The organism is Bacillus sp. D48C, from assembly GCF_053345735.1.
This window is the reverse complement of the sequence record NZ_JBKFAQ010000003.1, coordinates 27,969-49,407: the sequence shown is the minus strand read 5'-3', so window position 1 is coordinate 49,407 and position 21,439 is coordinate 27,969. Positions and strand designations below refer to the sequence as shown.

General features: G+C 34.6%; 18 protein-coding genes and 4 tRNA genes. 3 read left to right on the top strand and 19 right to left on the bottom strand.

Translation table 11 applies throughout. From position 1 onward, the window contains the following. A partial coding sequence (locus tag ACLBXA_RS09155) for an SDR family NAD(P)-dependent oxidoreductase (RefSeq protein ID WP_447617176.1) occupies nucleotides 1-321 on the bottom strand: 321 nt, incomplete at its 3' end. Nucleotides 322-507: 186 nt separating this feature from the next. Beyond that, on the bottom strand, nucleotides 508-1,155 hold the full coding sequence (gene trhA, locus ACLBXA_RS09150; RefSeq protein WP_001099726.1) for a PAQR family membrane homeostasis protein TrhA: 648 nt from the start codon (nucleotides 1,153-1,155) through the stop codon (nucleotides 508-510). A 164-nt stretch (nucleotides 1,156-1,319) separates the two neighbouring features. On the opposite strand from trhA, the gene ACLBXA_RS09145 reads away from it, so the two are divergent. Beyond that, complete coding sequence (locus tag ACLBXA_RS09145; protein WP_000427875.1) at nucleotides 1,320-1,880, top strand: DUF1836 domain-containing protein; 561 nt, start codon at nucleotides 1,320-1,322, stop codon at nucleotides 1,878-1,880. A 40-nt stretch (nucleotides 1,881-1,920) separates the two neighbouring features. On the opposite strand, the gene ACLBXA_RS09140 is transcribed toward ACLBXA_RS09145, so the two are convergent. Next, nucleotides 1,921-3,366 carry a DEAD/DEAH box helicase gene (locus tag ACLBXA_RS09140; protein WP_000039346.1) on the bottom strand — a complete coding sequence of 482 codons (1,446 nt, stop codon included), beginning with the start codon at nucleotides 3,364-3,366 and terminating at the stop codon, nucleotides 1,921-1,923. A 478-nt stretch (nucleotides 3,367-3,844) separates the two neighbouring features. Between ACLBXA_RS09140 and guaC the strand changes: the two genes are divergently transcribed. Both guaC and pepF read left to right on the top strand, forming a co-directional pair. Next, nucleotides 3,845-4,828 carry a GMP reductase gene (guaC, locus tag ACLBXA_RS09135; protein ID WP_000432438.1) on the top strand — a complete coding sequence of 328 codons (984 nt, stop codon included), beginning with the start codon at nucleotides 3,845-3,847 and terminating at the stop codon, nucleotides 4,826-4,828. Between the two features lie 136 nt (nucleotides 4,829-4,964). Continuing rightward, nucleotides 4,965-6,782, top strand: coding sequence for an oligoendopeptidase F (pepF, locus tag ACLBXA_RS09130; protein ID WP_000800233.1), 1,818 nt, complete (start codon nucleotides 4,965-4,967; stop codon nucleotides 6,780-6,782). A 37-nt stretch (nucleotides 6,783-6,819) separates the two neighbouring features. Here pepF and ACLBXA_RS09125 read toward each other — a convergent pair whose 3' ends face one another. The 16 genes from ACLBXA_RS09125 to ACLBXA_RS09050 form a co-directional block, all read right to left on the bottom strand. Beyond that, complete coding sequence (locus ACLBXA_RS09125) at nucleotides 6,820-7,698, bottom strand: radical SAM/SPASM domain-containing protein (protein WP_000713633.1); 879 nt, start codon at nucleotides 7,696-7,698, stop codon at nucleotides 6,820-6,822. Between the two features lie 159 nt (nucleotides 7,699-7,857). After that, nucleotides 7,858-9,330: a WD40/YVTN/BNR-like repeat-containing protein gene (locus ACLBXA_RS09120; RefSeq protein ID WP_000280571.1), complete on the bottom strand. Its 1,473-nt coding sequence runs from the start codon at nucleotides 9,328-9,330 to the stop codon at nucleotides 7,858-7,860. A gap of 274 nt (nucleotides 9,331-9,604) precedes the next feature. Continuing rightward, nucleotides 9,605-11,623, bottom strand: coding sequence for a GAF domain-containing sensor histidine kinase (locus tag ACLBXA_RS09115; RefSeq protein WP_000253121.1), 2,019 nt, complete (start codon nucleotides 11,621-11,623; stop codon nucleotides 9,605-9,607). A gap of 79 nt (nucleotides 11,624-11,702) precedes the next feature. Continuing rightward, the gene (gene rlmH / locus ACLBXA_RS09110; protein ID WP_001027003.1) at nucleotides 11,703-12,182 is read right to left on the bottom strand and encodes a 23S rRNA (pseudouridine(1915)-N(3))-methyltransferase RlmH; all 480 of its coding nucleotides are present in this window, start codon (nucleotides 12,180-12,182) and stop codon (nucleotides 11,703-11,705) included. 59 nt (nucleotides 12,183-12,241) lie between these two features. After that, on the bottom strand, nucleotides 12,242-12,427 hold the full coding sequence (locus ACLBXA_RS09105; RefSeq protein ID WP_001052827.1) for a CxxH/CxxC protein: 186 nt from the start codon (nucleotides 12,425-12,427) through the stop codon (nucleotides 12,242-12,244). A 53-nt stretch (nucleotides 12,428-12,480) separates the two neighbouring features. After that, on the bottom strand, nucleotides 12,481-13,656 hold the full coding sequence (locus ACLBXA_RS09100) for a S1C family serine protease (RefSeq protein ID WP_000008032.1): 1,176 nt from the start codon (nucleotides 13,654-13,656) through the stop codon (nucleotides 12,481-12,483). Nucleotides 13,657-13,719: 63 nt separating this feature from the next. Further along, nucleotides 13,720-14,514 (bottom strand): MBL fold metallo-hydrolase, encoded by a 795-nt coding sequence (locus tag ACLBXA_RS09095; protein ID WP_000522837.1) that lies wholly within the window; start codon nucleotides 14,512-14,514, stop codon nucleotides 13,720-13,722. Further along, nucleotides 14,498-15,340: a two-component system regulatory protein YycI gene (locus ACLBXA_RS09090; protein ID WP_098900131.1), complete on the bottom strand. Its 843-nt coding sequence runs from the start codon at nucleotides 15,338-15,340 to the stop codon at nucleotides 14,498-14,500. The genes ACLBXA_RS09095 and ACLBXA_RS09090 overlap by 17 nt, the downstream gene beginning before the upstream one ends. Further along, on the bottom strand, nucleotides 15,321-16,637 hold the full coding sequence (locus ACLBXA_RS09085; RefSeq protein WP_000061567.1) for a YycH family regulatory protein: 1,317 nt from the start codon (nucleotides 16,635-16,637) through the stop codon (nucleotides 15,321-15,323). The genes ACLBXA_RS09090 and ACLBXA_RS09085 overlap by 20 nt, the downstream gene beginning before the upstream one ends. Then, nucleotides 16,634-18,475: a cell wall metabolism sensor histidine kinase WalK gene (gene walK / locus ACLBXA_RS09080; RefSeq protein WP_000755366.1), complete on the bottom strand. Its 1,842-nt coding sequence runs from the start codon at nucleotides 18,473-18,475 to the stop codon at nucleotides 16,634-16,636. The genes ACLBXA_RS09085 and walK overlap by 4 nt, the downstream gene beginning before the upstream one ends. Nucleotides 18,476-18,478: 3 nt before the next feature. Then, entirely contained in the window at nucleotides 18,479-19,186 is a 708-nt protein-coding gene (walR, locus tag ACLBXA_RS09075) for a cell wall metabolism DNA-binding response regulator WalR (RefSeq protein ID WP_000971869.1), read from the bottom strand. Between the two features lie 281 nt (nucleotides 19,187-19,467). After that, nucleotides 19,468-19,540 (bottom strand) — tRNA-Phe (locus ACLBXA_RS09070). A 41-nt stretch (nucleotides 19,541-19,581) separates the two neighbouring features. Beyond that, a tRNA-Asp gene (locus ACLBXA_RS09065) sits at nucleotides 19,582-19,657 on the bottom strand. A gap of 21 nt (nucleotides 19,658-19,678) precedes the next feature. Further along, nucleotides 19,679-19,750 (bottom strand) — tRNA-Glu (locus ACLBXA_RS09060). Nucleotides 19,751-19,763: 13 nt separating this feature from the next. Then, a tRNA-Lys gene (locus ACLBXA_RS09055) sits at nucleotides 19,764-19,839 on the bottom strand. A gap of 140 nt (nucleotides 19,840-19,979) precedes the next feature. Then, nucleotides 19,980-21,269 (bottom strand): adenylosuccinate synthase, encoded by a 1,290-nt coding sequence (locus ACLBXA_RS09050; protein WP_000100230.1) that lies wholly within the window; start codon nucleotides 21,267-21,269, stop codon nucleotides 19,980-19,982. Nucleotides 21,270-21,439: the final 170 nt, after the last annotated feature.

Genomic DNA, 21,439 nt, shown 5'->3' with positions numbered 1-21,439 from the left:
TAGCACTAACGTGCTTGTAATGTTGTTATGATAATATGTTAATGGAATCGCTACTGACTCCCCTACAGCTTTAAATCCTGCAAAGTGAATAACTGCTTCAATTACATTTTCTTCAAAAATTGCGTCAAGCGCTTCGCGATTTAAAACATCTTCTTTATAAAACTTAAATTGTTTTCCTGTTATTTCTTTCACTCGATTTATGGATTCTACCGAGCTATTCGAAAGATTATCCACTACTATAACTTCGTAACCGCTATTTAGTAATTCTACACATGTATGACTACCAATATATCCTGCTCCACCTGTTACAAGTATTGCCATAATTATAGTCCTCCATATTTCATTCATTATAAACTTCTCAAAGTATATCACATATTTCTTATCCTATGTTTAACATGCGAACACAGAAACTTACATTTTATCCCATAATAATTTTATAACATATACGATTCTAATCAGGTAATAAAAAAAACGCCACATAATAAAAATTATGTGGCGTTTTTTTTATTAAATTACGTAACAATATACACTTAGAAAATGCGCAAGACTACCTAATAATACAAAAACATGAAAAATTTCATGATGTCCCATATATTTAAACTCTAGCCATTTTGGCTTTGTGCCATAAATAAATCCACCAATTGTATAAAAAATGCCCCCAAGTACTAAGAAAACAATACCTCCTGTACTTAAATTCTCAGCTAACGGTGCAAAGAACAAAACAATTAACCAACCCATCGTAATATAAATTGCTGTCGATAACCATCTTGGACAATTAAACCAAAACATTTTAAACACAATACCACAAATCGCAGTTGCATAGACTAAACAAAATAATAGCAAACCACTTGCTGAATTTAATGTAATTAAGCAAAAGGGTGCATATGTACCTGCAATTAATATAAAAATCATAGAATGATCTAGCTTCCTAAAGAAGTAAATAACACGTTCATTGGCCACAACACTATGATACACAGCTGACGCCGCATAAAGGACCATCATTCCAATACCAAACAAAATAACAGCTGTAATTGCAGCAAATGATGGCATCTTAATAGAAACTTTCACAAGCATAGCTAATAAGGCAATAAATGATAAGATCGCTCCACCTAAGTGAGTAAATGCGTTAACTGGTTCCCTTACATAAGTATTCATAATAACACCCCTCATATAATTACATATAGTTTTGATAACTACATGTAATTATATACACATTTCTTTTTAAGGTCAACATTTACAATTCATTCGTTTCGTAATACCATATTTAAAGATATATTAAACATTAAGTTCCACTAAGTTATAAAAGTGAGGGATTCTACGTGGAAAATATAAATGAATTACTTGAGACATTACATTTAGAAAAAAATATTAAACTTGAGGATATTCCAAATGTTGACTTATATGTAGACCAAGTTGTCCAACTATTTGAGAATACTTATGCAGATACAACGAGAACTGATGATGAAAAAGTATTAACAAAAACGATGATTAATAATTACGCAAAAGGGAAACTATTCATCCCTATCAAAAATAAAAAGTATTCAAAAGAGCATATGATTTTAATTAGCCTGATTTACCAATTAAAGGGAGCTCTCTCCATTAACGACATAAAAAGTTCATTAGAAAATATAAATGACTCCTTATTAAACGATGATTCATTTGAATTAAATGCGTTATATAAAAATTATCTTGCTCTTACTGCAAGCAATGTCGAAAACTTTAAACAAGACGTAAATAAACGTGTTACAGAAGTAAATAAGATTTCTTCCTTAGAAGGTACAAAGCTAGAAAAATTTCTACTATTAACATCCTTCGTGACTATGAGTAATATGTATAGACGTTTAGCAGAGCAACTAGTTGATGATTTGAAAAAATCATAAATAAAAAACTATCCACCTATTAAAGTGGATAGTTTTTTATTTACTTAATTGCCTCATGAACTTTTAATTGTTTCCCTTTAATCGTTGTAGTCTTCATGACTTTCAAGACAAGTGGTCCTTTTCCATTTAATATTTCAACGTAAGAAACGTTATCTTGTATCGTAATAATGCCTATATCTTCTGCTGTAACACCTTTAATTTTAGCAATTGTACCGACGAAATCTACCGCTCTAATTTTCTTTTTCTTCCCGCCATTAAAGTACAGCTTCATAATGCCTTTGTTTATGTCCGCATTTTTATCTTTCTTAATAATTGGTTTAGCATGTATCTTTTCTTCAAATGCAGCTTTCTCTTTCATAACTTCTTCTTTTGAAGGTCCAATTGCCTTTGGAATTTCAAAACCAATATAATCCTCAATCTCTTCTAAAAATCTATTTTCATATGGTGTTATAAATGTAATAGCTTTTCCACTATTTCCAGCTCGTCCCGTTCTTCCAGTACGATGTACATAGCTTTCTTTTTCAAGTGGAATATCATAATTAATAACATGTGTAATATTATCAATATCAATTCCTCTCGCAGCTACGTCTGTTGCTACTAAATAACGGAATTTTCCTTTTCTAAAATCATCCATGACTTCAAAACGATCTTCTTGTACCATACCACCATGTATTTTGTCACAAGGATAATTAGCTCGTTTTAGCTGTCTATATACATGATCTACATTTTCTTGTGTACGGCAGAAAATAATACAACTATCAGGATTCTCAATCATTGTTACATCTTTAAGTAGTGAAAACTTCTCGTCTTCTATCGCCTCAAAAAGAGTATGTTCAATTTTATCCGTTGTAATCCCAGCTGCTTTAATTTCAATATGAGTTGGTGAATTCATATATGTACGAGACAATTTTTCAACATCTTCTGGAAGTGTTGCTGAAAATAACATTGTCATTCTTTTTGTAGGTAATTCATCAATAATTGCCTCTACTTGATCGATAAAGCCCATATTTAGCATCTCATCTGCTTCATCAATAACTAAATACTTCAAACACTCTAAAGAAAGGGTACCCTTCTCAATATGATCCAATACACGACCAGGAGTCCCAACTACAATGTGTGTCTTTTGCTTTAATTCTAATTTTTGACGTGCAAATGGAGATTTCCCATAAACTGCCGCAGCCTTAATCCTTTTGAATCGACCTATATTTGTAATATCTTCTTTTACCTGCACCGCAAGCTCTCTCGTTGGTGTTAAAACTAATGCTTGTGGTTTATTCTCTTCCCACTCCACCATTTCACAAAGTGGAATACCAAATGAAGCTGTTTTTCCACTTCCAGTCTGAGACTTCACAACAAGATCCTTCTTTTGTAATGCGACTGGAATAACCTCACCTTGTACTTCTGTTGGATGATCATATCCTAACCCAGTAAGTGCCCTTACAATTTCCTTACTTAATTTATAATCAGAAAAACTTTTTTTACTCATATATTAACCTCATTTTATTATGTATTATTTTCTTTTTTATCTTTTGTATACGTTACTATTACCCTACTTATTATACTTGAAACCTTACATAAAAAGGTGGTTCATACCAGATTCCTCTTTTTATATAGAAATAAACCTTATCATTTCATATATTGTTCAACTAATTGATAACATCTTTTTCTCGTATTGTTAGCATTGACTCTTTCATGGTATCCTCCATCCCACTCCAAAAAAATAAAAAGAATACATACAACCTTATATAATTATCTCAATTTTTCAATCTTTACCATAAACGAACAATATAAATAAAAATACATTTTAAATTCGTTTTTAACGTTATTTTTCAGATGTAACATCTAGTTTTTCAAAAAATGTTAAGAAATCCTTTGACTTCTTAATAAAAATAATGTAAATTATCCTATGGACGAACATTTTTGATTAATAAAAATAAAATATTCGTATTTTAGGGGTGTAAATGATGGAAAACGTATTCGACTATGAAGATATTCAATTAATTCCTGCAAAATGTATTGTAAATAGCCGCTCTGAATGTGATACAACTGTCACTTTAGGAAAACATAAATTTAAATTACCTGTCGTGCCTGCAAATATGCAAACGATTATTGATGAAAGAATCGCAACTTATTTAGCTGAAAACAATTACTTCTATATCATGCATCGTTTCCAACCAGAGAAACGAATCTCATTCATTAGAGATATGCAATCACGTGGATTAATCGCTTCTATCAGCGTTGGTGTAAAAGAGGACGAATATGAATTCGTACAACAATTAGCTGCTGAGCAAATTACACCTGAATATATCACGATTGATATCGCACACGGTCATTCTAATGCTGTGATCAACATGATTCAACATATAAAAAAACATTTACCAGAGAGCTTCGTTATCGCTGGAAACGTTGGAACTCCAGAAGCGGTAAGAGAATTAGAAAATGCTGGTGCTGATGCAACAAAAGTTGGTATTGGACCTGGTAAAGTTTGTATTACTAAAATTAAAACAGGCTTCGGAACTGGTGGTTGGCAGCTAGCTGCACTTCGCTGGTGTGCAAAAGCTGCAAGTAAGCCAATTATCGCTGATGGTGGTATTCGTACACACGGCGACGTAGCTAAATCTATTCGATTTGGGGCAACTATGGTCATGATCGGTTCTCTATTCGCTGGTCACGAAGAGTCTCCAGGGGAAACAATCGAAAGAGATGGCAAACTTTATAAAGAATACTTCGGTTCTGCTTCTGAATTCCAAAAGGGTGAGAAGAAAAACGTTGAAGGTAAGAAAATGTTCGTTGAGCATAAAGGTTCTTTAGAAGATACGTTAATCGAAATGGAACAAGATCTTCAATCTTCTATCTCTTACGCTGGCGGAACAAAATTAGATGCTATTCGTACTGTAGATTATGTTGTCGTGAAAAACTCGATTTTCAACGGCGATAAAGTATATTAATTCTTAAATTTAAAAAGAAGGACAAGCATAAAAGTGCTTGTCCTTCTTTTTAATATATAAAAACATAAAATATTTTTATTTTACTGAATTTTCTAGTATCATGTTTTTAAATAGTCTTAATGAGGAGGAGATAGACTTGAAAAATGTAATGGAAAATCGCCTTAATCGCGCAGAGGTGCCTGCTGAACTAACATGGGATTTATCCGATTTGTATAATTCTGATGCCGAATGGCATACCGCATTAAACGTATTAGAAAATGATATACAGAAACTTGATACATTTAAAGGACGTTTACATACCAACTCCACAACTTTATTAAATTGCCTACTTTTAGAAGAAGAGCTTTTAATGAAGTTAACAAAACTGTATTCATATGCAAATTTAAAAGAATCTACTGATCGTACAAATCCAGTTATTCAAGCGAACTCTTCCAAAATTTCTGCTTTATGGACGAAAGTACATACTGCACTATCCTTTATCCATAATGAAATTCTCTCACTTGAAGAAGGAACAATTGAAAAATATTTAACTGACGAAACAAAACTTGAACCTTTCCGTAAGTCGTTACTAGAGATACTCAAAAAAAGGCAGCACACTCTCTCTCCTGAAACAGAAGAAGCACTTGCTGCACTTGGCGAAGTTCATAGTTCTCCATACAAAATTTACGGCATGACTAAATTGGCCGATATGGATTTCACTTCTATACAAGACGAACAAGGAAACGAACTCCCTGTTTCATTCTCATTATTTGAAAGCAAATATGAATTTTCTCCAAGCACATATATACGTCGAAAAGCATATTCATCATTTGTTTCCACACTAAAACAATATAAAAATACAATTGCCACAACATATGCTACTGAAGTTAAAAAACAAGTAACACTTTCTCGTTTACGTAAATATGAATCCGTTACCCATATGCTATTAGAACCACAAAGAGTTCCACTTGAAATGTATAACAACCAACTTGATATTATTTATAAAGAATTAGCACCTCATATGCGCCGTTTTGCAGATTTAAAAAAGAAAGTATTAGGACTCGATCAAATGCTTTTCTGCGACTTACATGCACCTTTAGATCCCGAATTTAATCCAGCTATTACTTATGAAGAAGCAGGCACGCTCATTCAAGATTCTTTAAAAGTATTAGGCGATGAATATAGTTCAATAATCCAAAAAGGATTCAAAGAAAGATGGGTAGATCTTGCAGATAACGTAGGCAAATCAACCGGGGCATTTTGCTCAAGTCCATACGGCTCTCATCCCTATATTTTAATTACATGGCAAAATACGATGCGTGGATGCTTCACATTAGCACATGAATTTGGACATGCTGGTCATTTCTATTTAGCAAATAAAAACCAACGTATCATGAACGTACGCCCATCTATGTACTTTGTTGAAGCACCATCAACTATGAATGAATTACTATTAGCTCAGCATTTACTAGCGACTACTGACGATAAGAGAATGCGCAGATGGGTCATTCTACAACTACTCGGCACATATTATCACAACTTTGTTACTCATTTACTTGAGGGTGAATATCAACGTAGGGTATATGCTCTAGCAGAAGAAGGACAGGCCCTTACAGCTACAACTTTAACTGAAATTAAAACAAATGTCCTTTCGACATTCTGGGGAGATTCTGTAGAAATCGATGAAGGTGCGGGCTTAACTTGGATGCGTCAGCCTCATTATTATATGGGTCTATATTCTTACACATATTCCGCAGGCCTCACTACAGCTACTGCAATAGCTCAAATGATTAAAGAGGAAGGACAACCTGCTATTGATCGCTGGTTAGATGTGCTTCGCGCTGGTGGTACAATGAAACCACTTGAACTAATGAAACATGCCGGAGTAGATATGTCAAAATCAGATGCAATCCGTAAAGCTGTTTCTTACGTTGGTTCATTAATTGATGAATTAGAGCATTCTTATCAAGAATAAAAAATAAGCCCTCGCTTTATGAGGGCTTATTTCATATTTACTTCCCAAACCTTTTACGATATCCACATTTCCTACAAAGCTCTTCAACCGCAACTCTTTTTGAAAATCCATCGACAATGTTTGTTGCTCTTTCACCTTCTATAATGTTAGAAAATGAATCATTATTAATATTTCCAAGGTTAATAATCCCTTCACCATCTAAACAACAAGGAATAACCGTCCCATTCGCTAAAATTCCTGCCTGATTACGAAGTCCATGACAAAATCCTTTCCCATCATCCTCTTCTTCATGTAATGCTGGCCACTGGAATTCATAGTCTTGATTAATAAAGACACGTTCTGCAATTTTTATACCTTTTCCTGGTGTAAGCTTCTCTTCAATCTGATAAGATAGATCAAATTCATTTTCAATTATGGATAATAACTCTCTATTTTTCTGGATTTCAGCATTTGTTTTATTATCCTGAGTTAAATTCCATAACCTTAACGATACAATTAAATCTGATTGACTTGTCGCTTCCCTAATGAAGGAAAGTATACTCCTTACATAGCCCTCTTTATCTTGCGAACCTGGGTGTCCATCAAAACTATGCAGTGAAAAATTCATTTGTCTTAACGCGGGCTTATTTAACAGCCTATGCCTTCTCTTATTAATTAACGTTCCGTTCGTTGTAATATTAACTTTAAACCCTTTTTCATGACTTAAGTCTAATAGCTGATCTATTTTCGGATGGAGCAACGGCTCACCCTTCACGTGCAAATAAATGTAGTCTGTGTGAGGTTTAATTTGGTCTAATCTTTTAGCAAAATCCTCTACAGAAATGAATTGCTTCTGCCTTTCCGTCGGCGGACAAAAGCTACACGCAAGATTACACACACTCGTAATCTCCAAGTAAAACTTCTTAAACTTCTTCACCTTTAATTCCTCACTTCTCTAACTACTTATACTTTTTCCTCTTCATATTACAGCATATTTTTATAGAAATAGAAACATACTTATTTTAGGAAATGTACATACCATCTAATAATGTTTAAAAGACCATCGGTAATTTTTGTCCAATGGTCTTTCCCACTATTAATTATCTTTAACCTCTTTTACATACTCCCATGTTTCACCTTGATCTTTTGATTGATAAAGTATACTACTATTACCATTGTAGTCTCCATCTGCTCCTTGCCCTACTAGCATGTTAAAAACTCCATCCTTCTCATAAGGCATATTAGGAAAATCAAACGGATTTATTGCCTGTCCACTTTCTAGTTTCACTTCATAATTTGTATAGCTCAACTTTTTAAAAGTTATACCCCCATCATCTGTACGGTATAACCTCCCTTCATTTCCAGAGGGTCTGGCTGCCCTTAAAAATCCGAGCTTTTCATTAAAAAAGATGATTCCTGATGCACTACCTACCGCTTCATTGAACGGGTCTTCATTTATAACTCCCCATGTTTCCCCTCCATCAATTGTCTTGCTTAGTGAATAAAAGGTGCTCCCTAATGCTTTATCTGTGACATCTAGTTTATAACCAACTTCTTTTGAAAAGTAAAATTGCTCATTATTATTAGTTAAATTCTTCTTTTTCTTTTTAGAACTACTTTCCTTACTCCAATTTGGGTCACCTAGTAAATTATATCTAGCAGGTACTACCTCTTTCTCTTTTCCAGGGATAAATATAGATACCGTATATCCAATTATTTCGGACTTTGCTTCTTCAAGCTTCTCTAATTTCCCATCTTTATTAATATTAATAATTCCTTCTCTGTTGTAACCCCAGTTCCTTTTCCCATAATAGACCAGCCCATACTTATCTTCATTCCACTTACTTACAGTTTGTTTAACTGGAATGGCTTGAACTGTTTTAATTAAAGGTTTTACTAATTTATCTTCATTATAATCAGCGTTAACATACCCATTTAATCCTACAAAAATATCTTTTGATTTATTTTTATTATAAGATATTAAGTAGCTTTCCTCTTTTCCAGCAGCATTTTTCCCATAAAGAAAAGTATCAAATGATGTAATTGTTCCATCTGATTTAAATTCCAAAGTAAAATCATCCGACATATATAACTTCTTTGGCAAAGTATATTTCTTATTTATATCTTCAAAAATGCCCTCTACACCATACTTATATATATTATCACGCTCAAGTTTAACTGATCTTTCGTTTTTTACGCTTTCTATAAACCATGCTAGTTTACCGCCATAATTCGTTGCACTTTTATAAATTTTTATCCCATAAAAAGACGTTATAAGGATAAGTATTAGAACAGAAATGTATTTCCATCCCTTTACATTTAATAATTTGGATGATTCGCGTTCCCTATTTTTCACAATTTTAATTGTAGTAAATATAATGATAAGTATTAGAAATGCTATAGATAATAACCAAATATAAATATTATTATTCATTCTCCCATACATACATAATAAAGCTAACTCATAACAAAAAATCCAGTATACGATTATTACTAATGGATTTTTTAGTAATGATGCCAATATTTTTTTCATATCTTCCTTAAATATGTTAATCCCCCCTAAGTACATCTAATACTTCTTTTTTCCTATATTGAGTATACTTGATTTCACCAGGCACTTGCATACCCCCATATTTACTGTACATCTTCATTACATATCGGTTAAATCTAAAATAATAAAATGCGTATAAAAAAGCACTCTATCTTGTAAAGATAAGTGCTTTTTTCTTGATTATATTTTTTATTCAATATACAGCCAATAATACTTCATGTTGGTACACAAGGCATGATTAATTTCGGATCAATATTTATGATACAGTTCACCGTAACTAATCTAAATAAGTTTACTTTTTATTATCTTTATAATTGAATTTAACAAAAAAGGTAGTGCCTTCCGATCCTGTTTGAATTTCTATTTTTGCATTATGGCGGGCAGCAATGGCATAACATACACCTAACCCCAATCCAGTTCCATTATCTTTGGTCGTGTAAAATGGCGTACCCAGTTTCTCTAAGACTTCAGGCCTGATACCTTTTCCTTGATCGTGCACTGCAAGCACCACACAATTTTGACCTTCCTTGTAGGTGCTAATGGTTAGAACTTTCCCTGTATTCATCGCTTCTAAGCCATTACGATATAGATTCATTAATAATTGCCGTATCTCATTACGATTTAAAAGTAATTCCGGAATGTCATTTGTATCGACTTGAATATATTTATTTTGATTATACGTATCAATCTTTATTAAAGGGATAATATCGCGGATAATTGAATTTAAATCTAACATCTGCAAATCTAATTTCCTTGTATTACCCATTGAGAGAAATTCAGTAATAATAGAATTGGCACGGTTAAGTTCTTCAATCATTAAATGAAAGTACTTATTATGTTTCTCATAGGTATTCTCTTCTTTTAATAACTGCAAAAATCCTAGTACCGTTGTCATTGGATTTCTAATTTCATGGCTGATACCTGCTGCCATTTGCCCTATTAAATCAATGTTAGATAATCTTTTCAATTCCTGTTCATATTTCTTTTTTTCCGTTATGTTTTTAAAAATACAGCAAATACCATCATCATACGGGTATGCAATAACTTCGTGCCAATATTCATCTGCAGTAGAAAGAAATTCGAAATGAACTGTAGTTCGCTCTGACATCGCACGATGAAATTCCTTATACATAACTGTGTCGATGTCACTCGGGAAAACATCCCATATATTCTTTCCTAATACATCTTTTGCTGTTTTTCTTTGCGGAAAATATTGGTGCTTATTTACGTACGTAAATTCCCATTTATTATTTAAAGTAAAGAATCCATCCGTAATACATTCAATCACACTTGTAACTTTTTCATTAGCAGCAGCTAGCTCTCCCGTTCGCTCTTTCACTATGCTTTCTAGTTGATCCATATATAACAAATTTGAAAACGTAGGGGCTGTGGCATCAACGATAGATTTTGCTAGTTGAATTTGAGAATTATCGTAATTGTGAGCTTTTCCTTCTTTGCCAACGACGATTACCCCTAATACTTCTCCCACTGAAACCAATGGAATCATCAATAGATCCTTACTATCTATATTTTTTGTTTGAATAACCTCTTGGATCTTGGCTTCATAGCTTTTCTCTGTCCGATCCGCTTCTGTCCAATCACAGCCCTTACTTAATTTCATTGTTTTAATCGTTGTTTTATCTAGCGGATCTAGAAGATGGGCAGTCATATTTTTACTCTCTAAAATCTGTTCTAAGTAAAAAAAGCATTTATCAAAACTCTCCTGTATCGAAGAACACATTGATAAATCACGGGTAACATTTAGTAACAGCTGCTTCTCAGCAATAAGGTTTTCCTTTTGTGTTAAATTATTTGCGTTTTGAATTGCGACCGCGGCCATATTTACATAAGCTTCAACACTTTGAATTTCTGAATCTGTTAAGTTCATCGGAATCCCATAATCAAATAAAAAAACCAGACCAAATAACTCTTGCCTAAATGAGATAGGCAGAGCTAATAAGGACTTAATTTTAAACGCATCAACTGGTCTCGGATCTGGTCGATGATCCTTTGAGGTATCAGGAATATAGATGGTTTTTTTCGTTTCAATAACTTCTTTTGCCAGTAAGTCTATTTCAGGATCAATTACCTGAGTATCGAGCGTTACGCCATTTATGGTCTCTGGTTTTCCTGCAAACCCTCTAAATGTTCCATCTTCCTGTGGTAAATAAATTCCAACAGCATCGCACCTAACAATCTCCTCTGATATCGCCATTGTCACACGCTGCAATACTTCACGTAGTTCTAATTTCGTATTTATTATTTTTGTTATATTCGCGAGCCTAGAATATCTCGTCTGATCACTTACCATTCACATAGCCTCCAGTTATAGGCATAATAAAATAAATATGATAATATCAGTGTCTTACCTTTATTTTACATAGAATATCTTACTTATGATACGGTTCCCCACGATTAATCCGAAACGCTCTATACACTTGTTCAAGCAATACTAATCGCATTAATTGGTGTGGTAATGTCATCTTTGAAAAAGAAAGTGATTCGTTTGAACGCTTCATCACTTCTGAACTTAGTCCGAGTGATCCACCAATTACAAATGCGACTTTACTCTTTCCGTATGTAGCAAGGCGATCTAGACTTACCGCAAATTCTTCTGATGACTTTTGCTTTCCTTCTATAGCTAATGCAATCACATGCGTGTCATCAGAAATTTTATCCAGTATACGTATACCTTCTTTTTCCTTTACAATTAACATTTCTGCTTCACTTAAATTTTCTGGCGCCTTTTCATCGGGCAATTCAATTACTTCTACTTTTGCGTATGCTGATAATCGTTTTAAGTATTCTGCTATACCTTGTTTCAAATATTTTTCTTTTAATTTCCCAATTGAAATAATCGAGATATTCACACGTATCATCCACCTTACAAACATGTTATCCACAAAACTTATCCACATATCCACAAACACTACCCACATATTGTGTGAGAATCTGTGTTCGATACAACATATGTCGCCTCATTTTGACAAAATTCACATGTTTTTTTCTCTTTTTCTGAGTTATCCACATTGTTGATAACCGGCGCAACTTCACACTCATCCACAATAATATCTAACGCTAATTCAACATGTTCTAAACAACAAGGTAAATTCATTTTCTTCACCTCACTTTTCTACAATAGAAAACAGGAGGTAGGCCCTCCTGTTTTTAATACTTTTGAATGCCTAATTTCACTGTTGTTGTTACTCTTTTTGTACCACGATAAAACGTAAGAGTCATTTTATCATTAATTTCCTTATCATATAAGGCCGTGCGGAATCCAATAATATCGCGAATCGGTTTTCCATCTACTGCCACAATAACATCATGTTCTCTTAAACCAGCATCTGCGCCTGGCGAAGGACTTTTCACATCCAAAATACAAACTCCTTCTGTTACAGTACCTGGTAAATGTAATGTTTTTGACCAATAATAGTTTGGAATTTCATTTAATGACCTAAGTTCAATCCCAACATACGGCCTTCTTACTTTTCCATACTTCTCAAGTTCATTCATAATCGGAACAGCCCTAGTCACCGGAATAGCAAGTCCGATTCCTTCTACTTCTTTTGCAGCAATTTTCATTGAATTAATACCAATTAATTGTCCTGCTGCATTTACAAGCGCACCGCCACTATTCCCCGGATTAATCGCCGCATCCGTTTGTAACACTTCTACTTGCCAATCATAGTGTCCATCTTGATCTAAATCTACAGGGACAATACGTTCATTAGCTGAAATAATACCTTGTGTAACAGTTCCAGAGAATTGCAGTCCGAGTGGATTTCCAATCGCAATGACTGGCTCTCCTCTGCGAACAGTATTAGAATCGCCGATTTCAATTATTTTTTTCACATGCTTTGCATCTATTTCTAATACAGCTAAATCTGTGACTACATCGGTTCCTAATACTTTTCCAGGAACCTTCTTACCGTCACTTAAACTTACTTCAATACGATTCGCTCCAGCTACAACATGATTATTCGTTACAATATAAGCTTGACCATTTGTCTTTTTATAAATTACTCCTGATCCTGTACCAGCCTCTGAATCTGCCTCTGAAAAGTTATCTCGTTGAATGTTAATAACGCCCACAACAGCTTCAGATGCACGGTCAACAGCATCTACAAAGCTAATCTGTTTAATTCCTTGAGCTTCGGCCATATTACTTCCGCTTGCTTCAGCTTGCGGAAGCGTATCAGCAGAATTTGAAAATAAAGGAGCTCCAAACGCAAATAAAGAAGCTCCTACAATTGTTCCCGCTATACTAGAAAGAACTATACCTTTATGCTTCTTTTTCCCTGCACGTTTCATACGATAATTTTCTTCATCAATAAAGGACATATTTGTTCACCCATCTTCCTGAAAACAACTATATTCACCTTTATTGTTTACTAAAATGAAGAATTATACGTATTGAATTTTTGTAGGCATTTTTGGATCTGTATCGTGAATTTCAAAGGATTCACCCACTCCAAATCCTTTTTCCTCTAGTACTTGTGATACTGACATACGAGCTAGTTCTTTCATGTTATTATCTAAGCTTAAATGGGCTAAATAAATATGCTTTGTCTCATCTGTAATTACATCTGCCATTGCTAATGCAGCATCTTCATTACAAACATGCCCAACGTCGCTTAAAATACGTCGTTTAATGCTCCATGGGTAACGTCCCATACGAAGCATTTCCACATCATGATTACTTTCAAATACGAAAGCATTAGCTCCCTTAATAACGCCCTTCATACGGTCGCTTACGTATCCCGTATCTGTAATAAGTGCTAATTTCCTATTATTGTTATGGAAAGCATAAAACATCGGTTCTGCCGCATCATGAGAAACTCCAAATGATTCGACTTCAATATCACCAAATGTTTTCACATCCCCAACTGAGAAAATGAATTTTTGCTCAGTTGGGATATTTCCTATTAAATGTTCCATTGCATTCCATGTTTTCTCATTCGCATAAACGGGTAAATCATATTTACGCGCCAATACACCTAACCCTTTAATATGATCACTATGCTCATGTGTTACAAGAATACCTGATACATCATTTATATTCAGTTCTGCTTGTTTAAATAAAGCCTCTGTCGCTTTACCACTTAAACCTGCATCGACTAGTAATTTTTTTTCATCGGTTCCTACGTATAGCATATTTCCTGTACTTCCACTTGCAAGTACGCTAAAATGCAACCCCATTCTTTCTCACTCCAGTATGTTCATCAACCACTTGATTTTCCTTTTCCCCTAATTCCATAACTTGTCCTTCAATTGCATTCACAAAGAAGTCCTGTTTCTGCTCCGTTTTTAAATTCCACGTTGGAGCAAGTACTTGGTTATTAGAAGTAGATGCGGTAAGAGTGGCATAGCCAATTTGTGCTTCTTTAACATGCGTATTTCCATGAATTTTATTTTTTAAATACAAATTTTCTAAAGCTGTTTGAGCCGTAATAATTTCTTGCTCTTTCGTTTTTTCACCTTCGCCCATTTCTTTTAAATCAGTTAGCATTGTCTGCGTATATGAAACAAGTTCATTTTTTTCATTTAATTCCACAACAATCATCGCCTGATTATTATAGAAAATAGGCTTATCTTTATATTTTTGGAAGAAATAAATTTTAGAGTCTTTCACCGCTCCAAATTCATACTTTTGTCCATCCAATACATAGTTCTTCAAAAATTCATTATACTTATCTTTTGATAATGATTTCGTATTTAAAAAAGGCTCTTTTAGCTTACTTTCTATCTTGTACATATTTTGTATATGCGCCGCTTGATTTTTCAAAGACTGTATATCATCTTCTTTAAAGGCTTTATTTTCCGCTCTAATAAACGACTCTTTTTTCGGTTCCTTAGGGATATTCCCTATAGTAATTTTGTTTGCCTTTAATTCTTGATCTATCTTTGTTTCTGCAATAAGCTCCAATTGATTACTATCTTGCTTTTGAATGAATTGAAAAATGAGAAAGAGGTCCAAAACAAAAAAGGTCACAATAAATATGGTTTTAATCCGATCCCAATCCATTTAGTCCTCCCTCACTCCACTCATAGATTTTCTGTTTACCTGTTTCACCTTCAACAAGCTTTACATACCAAATTGGTTGTAGTCGAACTACTTGTCCATCTAGTGATAACTTGTATCCAATACCAATATCCTTAATTACTTGTTTCTTTATCTCTGGATTATTTTCTAGAGATGCTATTACAACATGCCCTGACGGAAGAGTAACCTTCTGTTCTATGCCTTTAGTATTTAAAGACAGCAACGGTCTTTCATATTCCATTACTTCTTCTGATCCCCATTTTTGTCTCAATTCAGCTAATCCATCTGTATTGAATACGGAATATCCATCTTCATGTAAGCGAAACACTGTCTCTCCTTTATTCATATAGTCCAAACGATATGAATCCAAACTTCCACTGTGACCACTTACGAATTCAAAGCTTTTTTGTAACAGCATTAAATTATCTATCGTTTTCTCAGTTAAGACAGAAGAGTTTTTATACTTTAGCATGTGACGATCGTCTTCAATTTCCATAGATCTAATACCATCTGTAAATGTTTCTTTCGATATCTCAGTAATTGGACTTAAATAACGAGGATCACTAAACAGAGCATTCTTAAACGTATCCACTGCTAAATTAGATGAGATATATGTTATATTGTTTAACTCTGTCGTTCCATCTGGTAAAAATAACTTTTTCATATCATTGATTTGATAATCAAAATAAGGCTTTGCTGATACTATAAATTGATTTTGGGCATTTACAATATCTTTTAAATACACGCCACTTAATTTTGCCTCATATATTTTAAAGTTATCACCATCAGAAACAAAGTTAATTTTAATTTCTTGATCCTTACTTCTAGAAGGATCAAGAAGAATACGATTAAAATGTTTAGGCTTATCTGTACCTTTCTCTTTCATGTTAAACATGGATTTAACTGCATCAAATGGGATATCGGTAGGGAAAACAAGTTCAATTTTCCCTTCACCATGCACATAGGACAGGAAATCACCCTTAGTGATTGATATCTCTCTAAACTCATGTAGTTCCCCTACTTCCAGAGGCTTATAGATTGATTCTATATCTGCCTCTCTTCTGCTCCCATAATGATTTTTATCTTTATGCACGATGATAGAAGTAGGACGGACAACATCGGCAATTTTAGTTTGATTCGTTCCTTCATTGCCCTGTACAAATTTCGCGTTTTGCATGGATGTAGAATCTGGCACATACGTCCATAGGTTAAAAGTAAGAAATAGGCTAATTACGACTAGGTTAATTAAAACTATTGTTTTAAAGTTTTCCATACTCATTCCCAATCGTCCTCTTCATCTGCTGCCATTGGTAACGTGAAATAAATAGTTGTCCCTTTTCCTTCTTCACTCTTCGCCCAAATAGAGCCACCATGTGCCTCAATCATTTCTTTTGCAATTGCTAATCCAAGTCCCGTACCACCCATTTGTCTTGAACGAGCTTTATCTACGCGATAAAAACGTTCAAAGATTTTATCAACGTTTTCTTTTGGAATACCCATTCCTTGGTCACTTACGCTAATTTCTAATAAATCACCGCGATCACGTAAGCGATATGTTACTGTTCCACCTTCTGGTGAATACTTTAATGCGTTAGAAATAATGTTATACAGCACTTGAGTAATTTTGTCAGTATCCATATCAATAAACCTAGATTTTTTAGAGAAAGATCGTTTGAAACTTACATTTTGCTCTTTAGACATTTCAAAGCGATCAATAACATTATTAAAGAAATCAGTAAAGTCGACCCATTCTTTCATTAAACGGTGCTCTGTACTATCAAGTTTAGATAGCTGTAACAACGCATTTACAAGTCTAATCATTCTTTCTGTTTCTTCTTGTGTAACCGTTAAAAATTGTGGTGCAATATTCGGATCCTGCCACGCTCCATCTGTAAGTGCCTCTAAATAACTGCGCATCGTCGTTAATGGCGTCCTTAATTCATGAGAGACATTCGCCACAAACTCACGGCGTTCCCCTTCTATACGCTCCTGCTCTGTTACATCATATAGTACAGCAATTAAGCCATTGGCCTTCCCTGTTTCTTTTTGAATAACAGAGAAACTAGCACGTAAAATATATGGTTCGTTTCTCGTACTAAAATCTAATAACACAGAATCTGGCTCTTCATATAAATGATCGAGCGTAAATTCTTCCTGTATCCCTAATACCTCTAAAACAGATTGATCGAGCGCTGTTTCACGAGAAACATTTAACATCTTTTCCGCAGGGTCATTTAGTAAAATAATATCCCCTTTTCGGTCAGTAGCAATTACTCCATCTGTCATATGTGATAAAACGGATGATAATTTACGCCTTTCACTTTCTGTAGAAGAACGAGCTTGTTGTAATTTTTTTGATAAATTATTGAAGGATAATGCCAGTTGTCCAATTTCATCATGGCTATGCACTTTTACTTTTCTCGAATAATTTCCTTTTGCCATTTCGATTGCTTGTCTCCGCATATCTGAAATTGGTCTTGTAATTGTTTGAGCCAATAAAATCCCAAGTACGGCCGTTACTAATAAGGCAATTACTGTTCCCGTAGCAAAAATTTGATTTATATCCTTCATTTGTTTATATACATCTTCCATAGATGCAACGATGTATATAACACCAAGCGCATCCTTGCCATTATCATCTAGAATCGGAGTAAGCATAACTTGAACACGATGGCCTGTACTACCATCCTTCTCAATTTTCACTTCTGGCTTTTTTTGTACTAACACTCGCTGAACAGCTATATCAGTTGATGTTCTATTCACCTTATTCTGCTTTGATTCATCTGAAATAGCCAATAACTTTCTATGCGAATCAAATACACTTACCTCTTGTATAACTTTCTTTTGATCAGAGGCAAATTTTCGAATAGAAGTTTTAATGGTTTCATCTGTTGACTCTGTTTCTGCTTTTGTATAACTTTTTTTAAACTCTTGTTTCAAGTTATATGATAATAAGTTTGTTTGCTGCGTTAAAGAATCCCTAAAACCTTGTACTAGGCTCTTCTCTAATTCCCTTACGAAATAAACCCCAATAACTTGCATCGCTATTAATATTAATAGCATATATATAAGCACAAATTTTAAATGAATAGATTGAAAAAAACCAACTTTCTTCATATACTATTCCTGCTCTGGGTCACGCAAGTAATACCCTACTCCACGTCTAGTTACAATTAAAGTAGGATGGCTTGGATTATCTTCAATTTTTTCACGCAAACGACGTACTGTTACGTCTACTGTGCGCACATCTCCAAAATAGTCATAACCCCAAACTGTTTGTAATAAATGTTCGCGTGTCATAACTTGTCCTAAATGTTTCGCTAAATAATGTAGCAACTCAAATTCACGATGTGTAAGCTCGATATTTTCCTCGCGCTTCGTTACACTATATGCATTTGGATTAATAACAATTGGTCCAATAACCATTTCTGTATTTTCTTCTTTTTCTGCAGAACCACCTTGTTGATGACGGCGTAAATTCGCCTTCACACGAGCAAGTAATTCCCTCGTACTAAATGGCTTCGTTACATAATCATCTGCCCCAAGCTCAAGCCCTAATACTTTATCAATCTCAGAGTCCTTTGCTGTAAGCATAATAATCGGCATTTCTGAACTTTTACGTATTTCACGGCAAACCTCTAATCCATCTTTACCCGGTAGCATAATATCTAATAAAACCATATCTGGTTGTTCTTCATTAGCTTTTTCAATTGCTTCATCACCATCATGCGCCATTACTATTTCAAAACCTTCTTTTTCTAGATTAAACTTCAAAATATCTGCAATCGGCTTTTCATCATCAACTACTAAAATTTTCTTTCCCATCATCGTCTATTTCCTCCTTATAAAAATATGGTCAATAATCCCTAAACATATCGATGTTTACATAGTATGTCCTATATGACCGCATCCTTTGTTTAAGTATTTTCTCCTCTATTCTCATAGACTCATGTATGATCCACTTTTACACGGCATCCTATACGATCTATAGAAAAACCTCTAGCTTCAACTGCTAGAGGCTCCTCGTTCTATTTTAAAATAACTACTCAGTTTTGTAAAATTACATAAATAAAAAGGATATTAAGTGGGCCCACTTAATATCCTGAGAGTGGCTCGGGACGGAATCGAACCGCCGACACGAGGATTTTCAGTCCTCTGCTCTACCGACTGAGCTACCGAGCCAAAACTATATATAAAACCACTAATGGTGGTATAAACAAAAGTGGCGGTCCCGACCGGGGTCGAACCGGCGATCTCCTGCGTGACAGGCAGGCATGTTAACCACTACACCACGGGACCAAAAATAAGCATAAAAAAACATGACCCGTACGGGATTCGAACCCGTGTTACCGCCGTGAAAGGGCGGTGTCTTAACCACTTGACCAACGGGCCACGAAAAATAAAATGGTGAGCCATGAAGGATTCGAACCTTCGACCCTCTGATTAAAAGTCAGATGCTCTACCAACTGAGCTAATGGCTCATACTCACCAACGTCATATTTTCGTGACGACAAGATGTATCATAACATGTATTCTGTATTCTTCGCAATACTTTTTTTCATTTTTTTATAAAAGATAAGAAAAAACTCATGCGGACATGAGTTTTTTCTAAAAATATCAATTAAGCTTCGTATACATTACGAACAATATTCGTTTGGTTACGATCTGGTCCAACTGAGAACATAGATAATTGAATTCCTGTTAACTCAGAAACACGTTCTACGTATTTTCTTGCATTTTCAGGAAGCTCGTCTAATGATTTTACACCAGTAATATCTTCTGTCCAACCTGGAAGCTCTTCATATACAGGCTCACATTTCGCTAAAATGTTTAAGTTTGCTGGAACTTCATCGATAACTTCGCCATTGTATTTGTAAGCAACACAAATTTTAAGAGTTGGAATATCTGTTAGAACGTCGATAGAATTTAATGATAGATCCGTTAAACCACTAACACGACGCGCATGTCTTACAACAACGCTATCGAACCAACCTACGCGGCGCGGACGACCAGTTGTTGTTCCGTACTCACGACCAACTTCACGAATTTGATGACCAATTTCATCATTAAGTTCAGTAGGGAATGGACCGTCACCAACACGGCTTGTATATGCTTTACATACACCTACAACGCGAGTAACTTTCGCAGGGCCAACTCCAGTTCCAACTGTTACACCACCCGCAATCGGGTTAGAAGATGTAACGAACGGGTACGTACCGTGGTCAATATCAAGCATAACACCTTGTGCACCTTCAAATAATACACGGTGATTGTTATCTAGTGCATCATTTAATACAACAGATGTGTCGCATACATATTGTGCGATTTGTTGTCCATATTCGAAGTACTCTTCAAAGATTTCCTCTACGCTGAAACCTTCTGTATCGTACATTTTTTCAAACAAACGATTTTTCTCTACTAAATTGCGCTCAAGCTTCTCTTTAAATGCTTCACGGTCTAAAAGATCAGCCATACGGATACCAATACGAGCAGCTTTATCCATATATGCAGGACCGATACCTTTTTTCGTTGTACCGATTTTGTTATCACCTTTACTAGCCTCTTCTAACTCATCTTGTTTTAAGTGATAAGGTAAAATAACGTGTGCACGGTTACTTACACGTAAATTATCAGTACTTACACCACGGTCGTGTAAGTATTTTAACTCTTCAAGTAATGCTTTCGGATCTACTACTAAGCCATTTCCGATTACACAAATTTTCTCTTTATAGAAAATACCAGATGGAATTAAGTGTAACTTATATTTAACTCCGCCGAAAACAATTGTATGTCCCGCGTTATTTCCACCTTGATATCTTGCAACTACTTCCGCATGCTCAGAAAGAAAATCAGTGATTTTACCTTTTCCTTCGTCGCCCCATTGTGTTCCTACAACTACTACTGAAGACATTATTAAAGCACCTCCGCAATTTTCAAACGATCTATTCAAACAATATAATTGTACCAAAACCGAAAAAGAAGTCAACCAAAAAGCGAACATTTTTTTATTAAAAATCATTTTCGTTCGTAAGAATTATATTTTCACCTTATGAAAGCCTTATCTTTATCCCATAAAAAAAG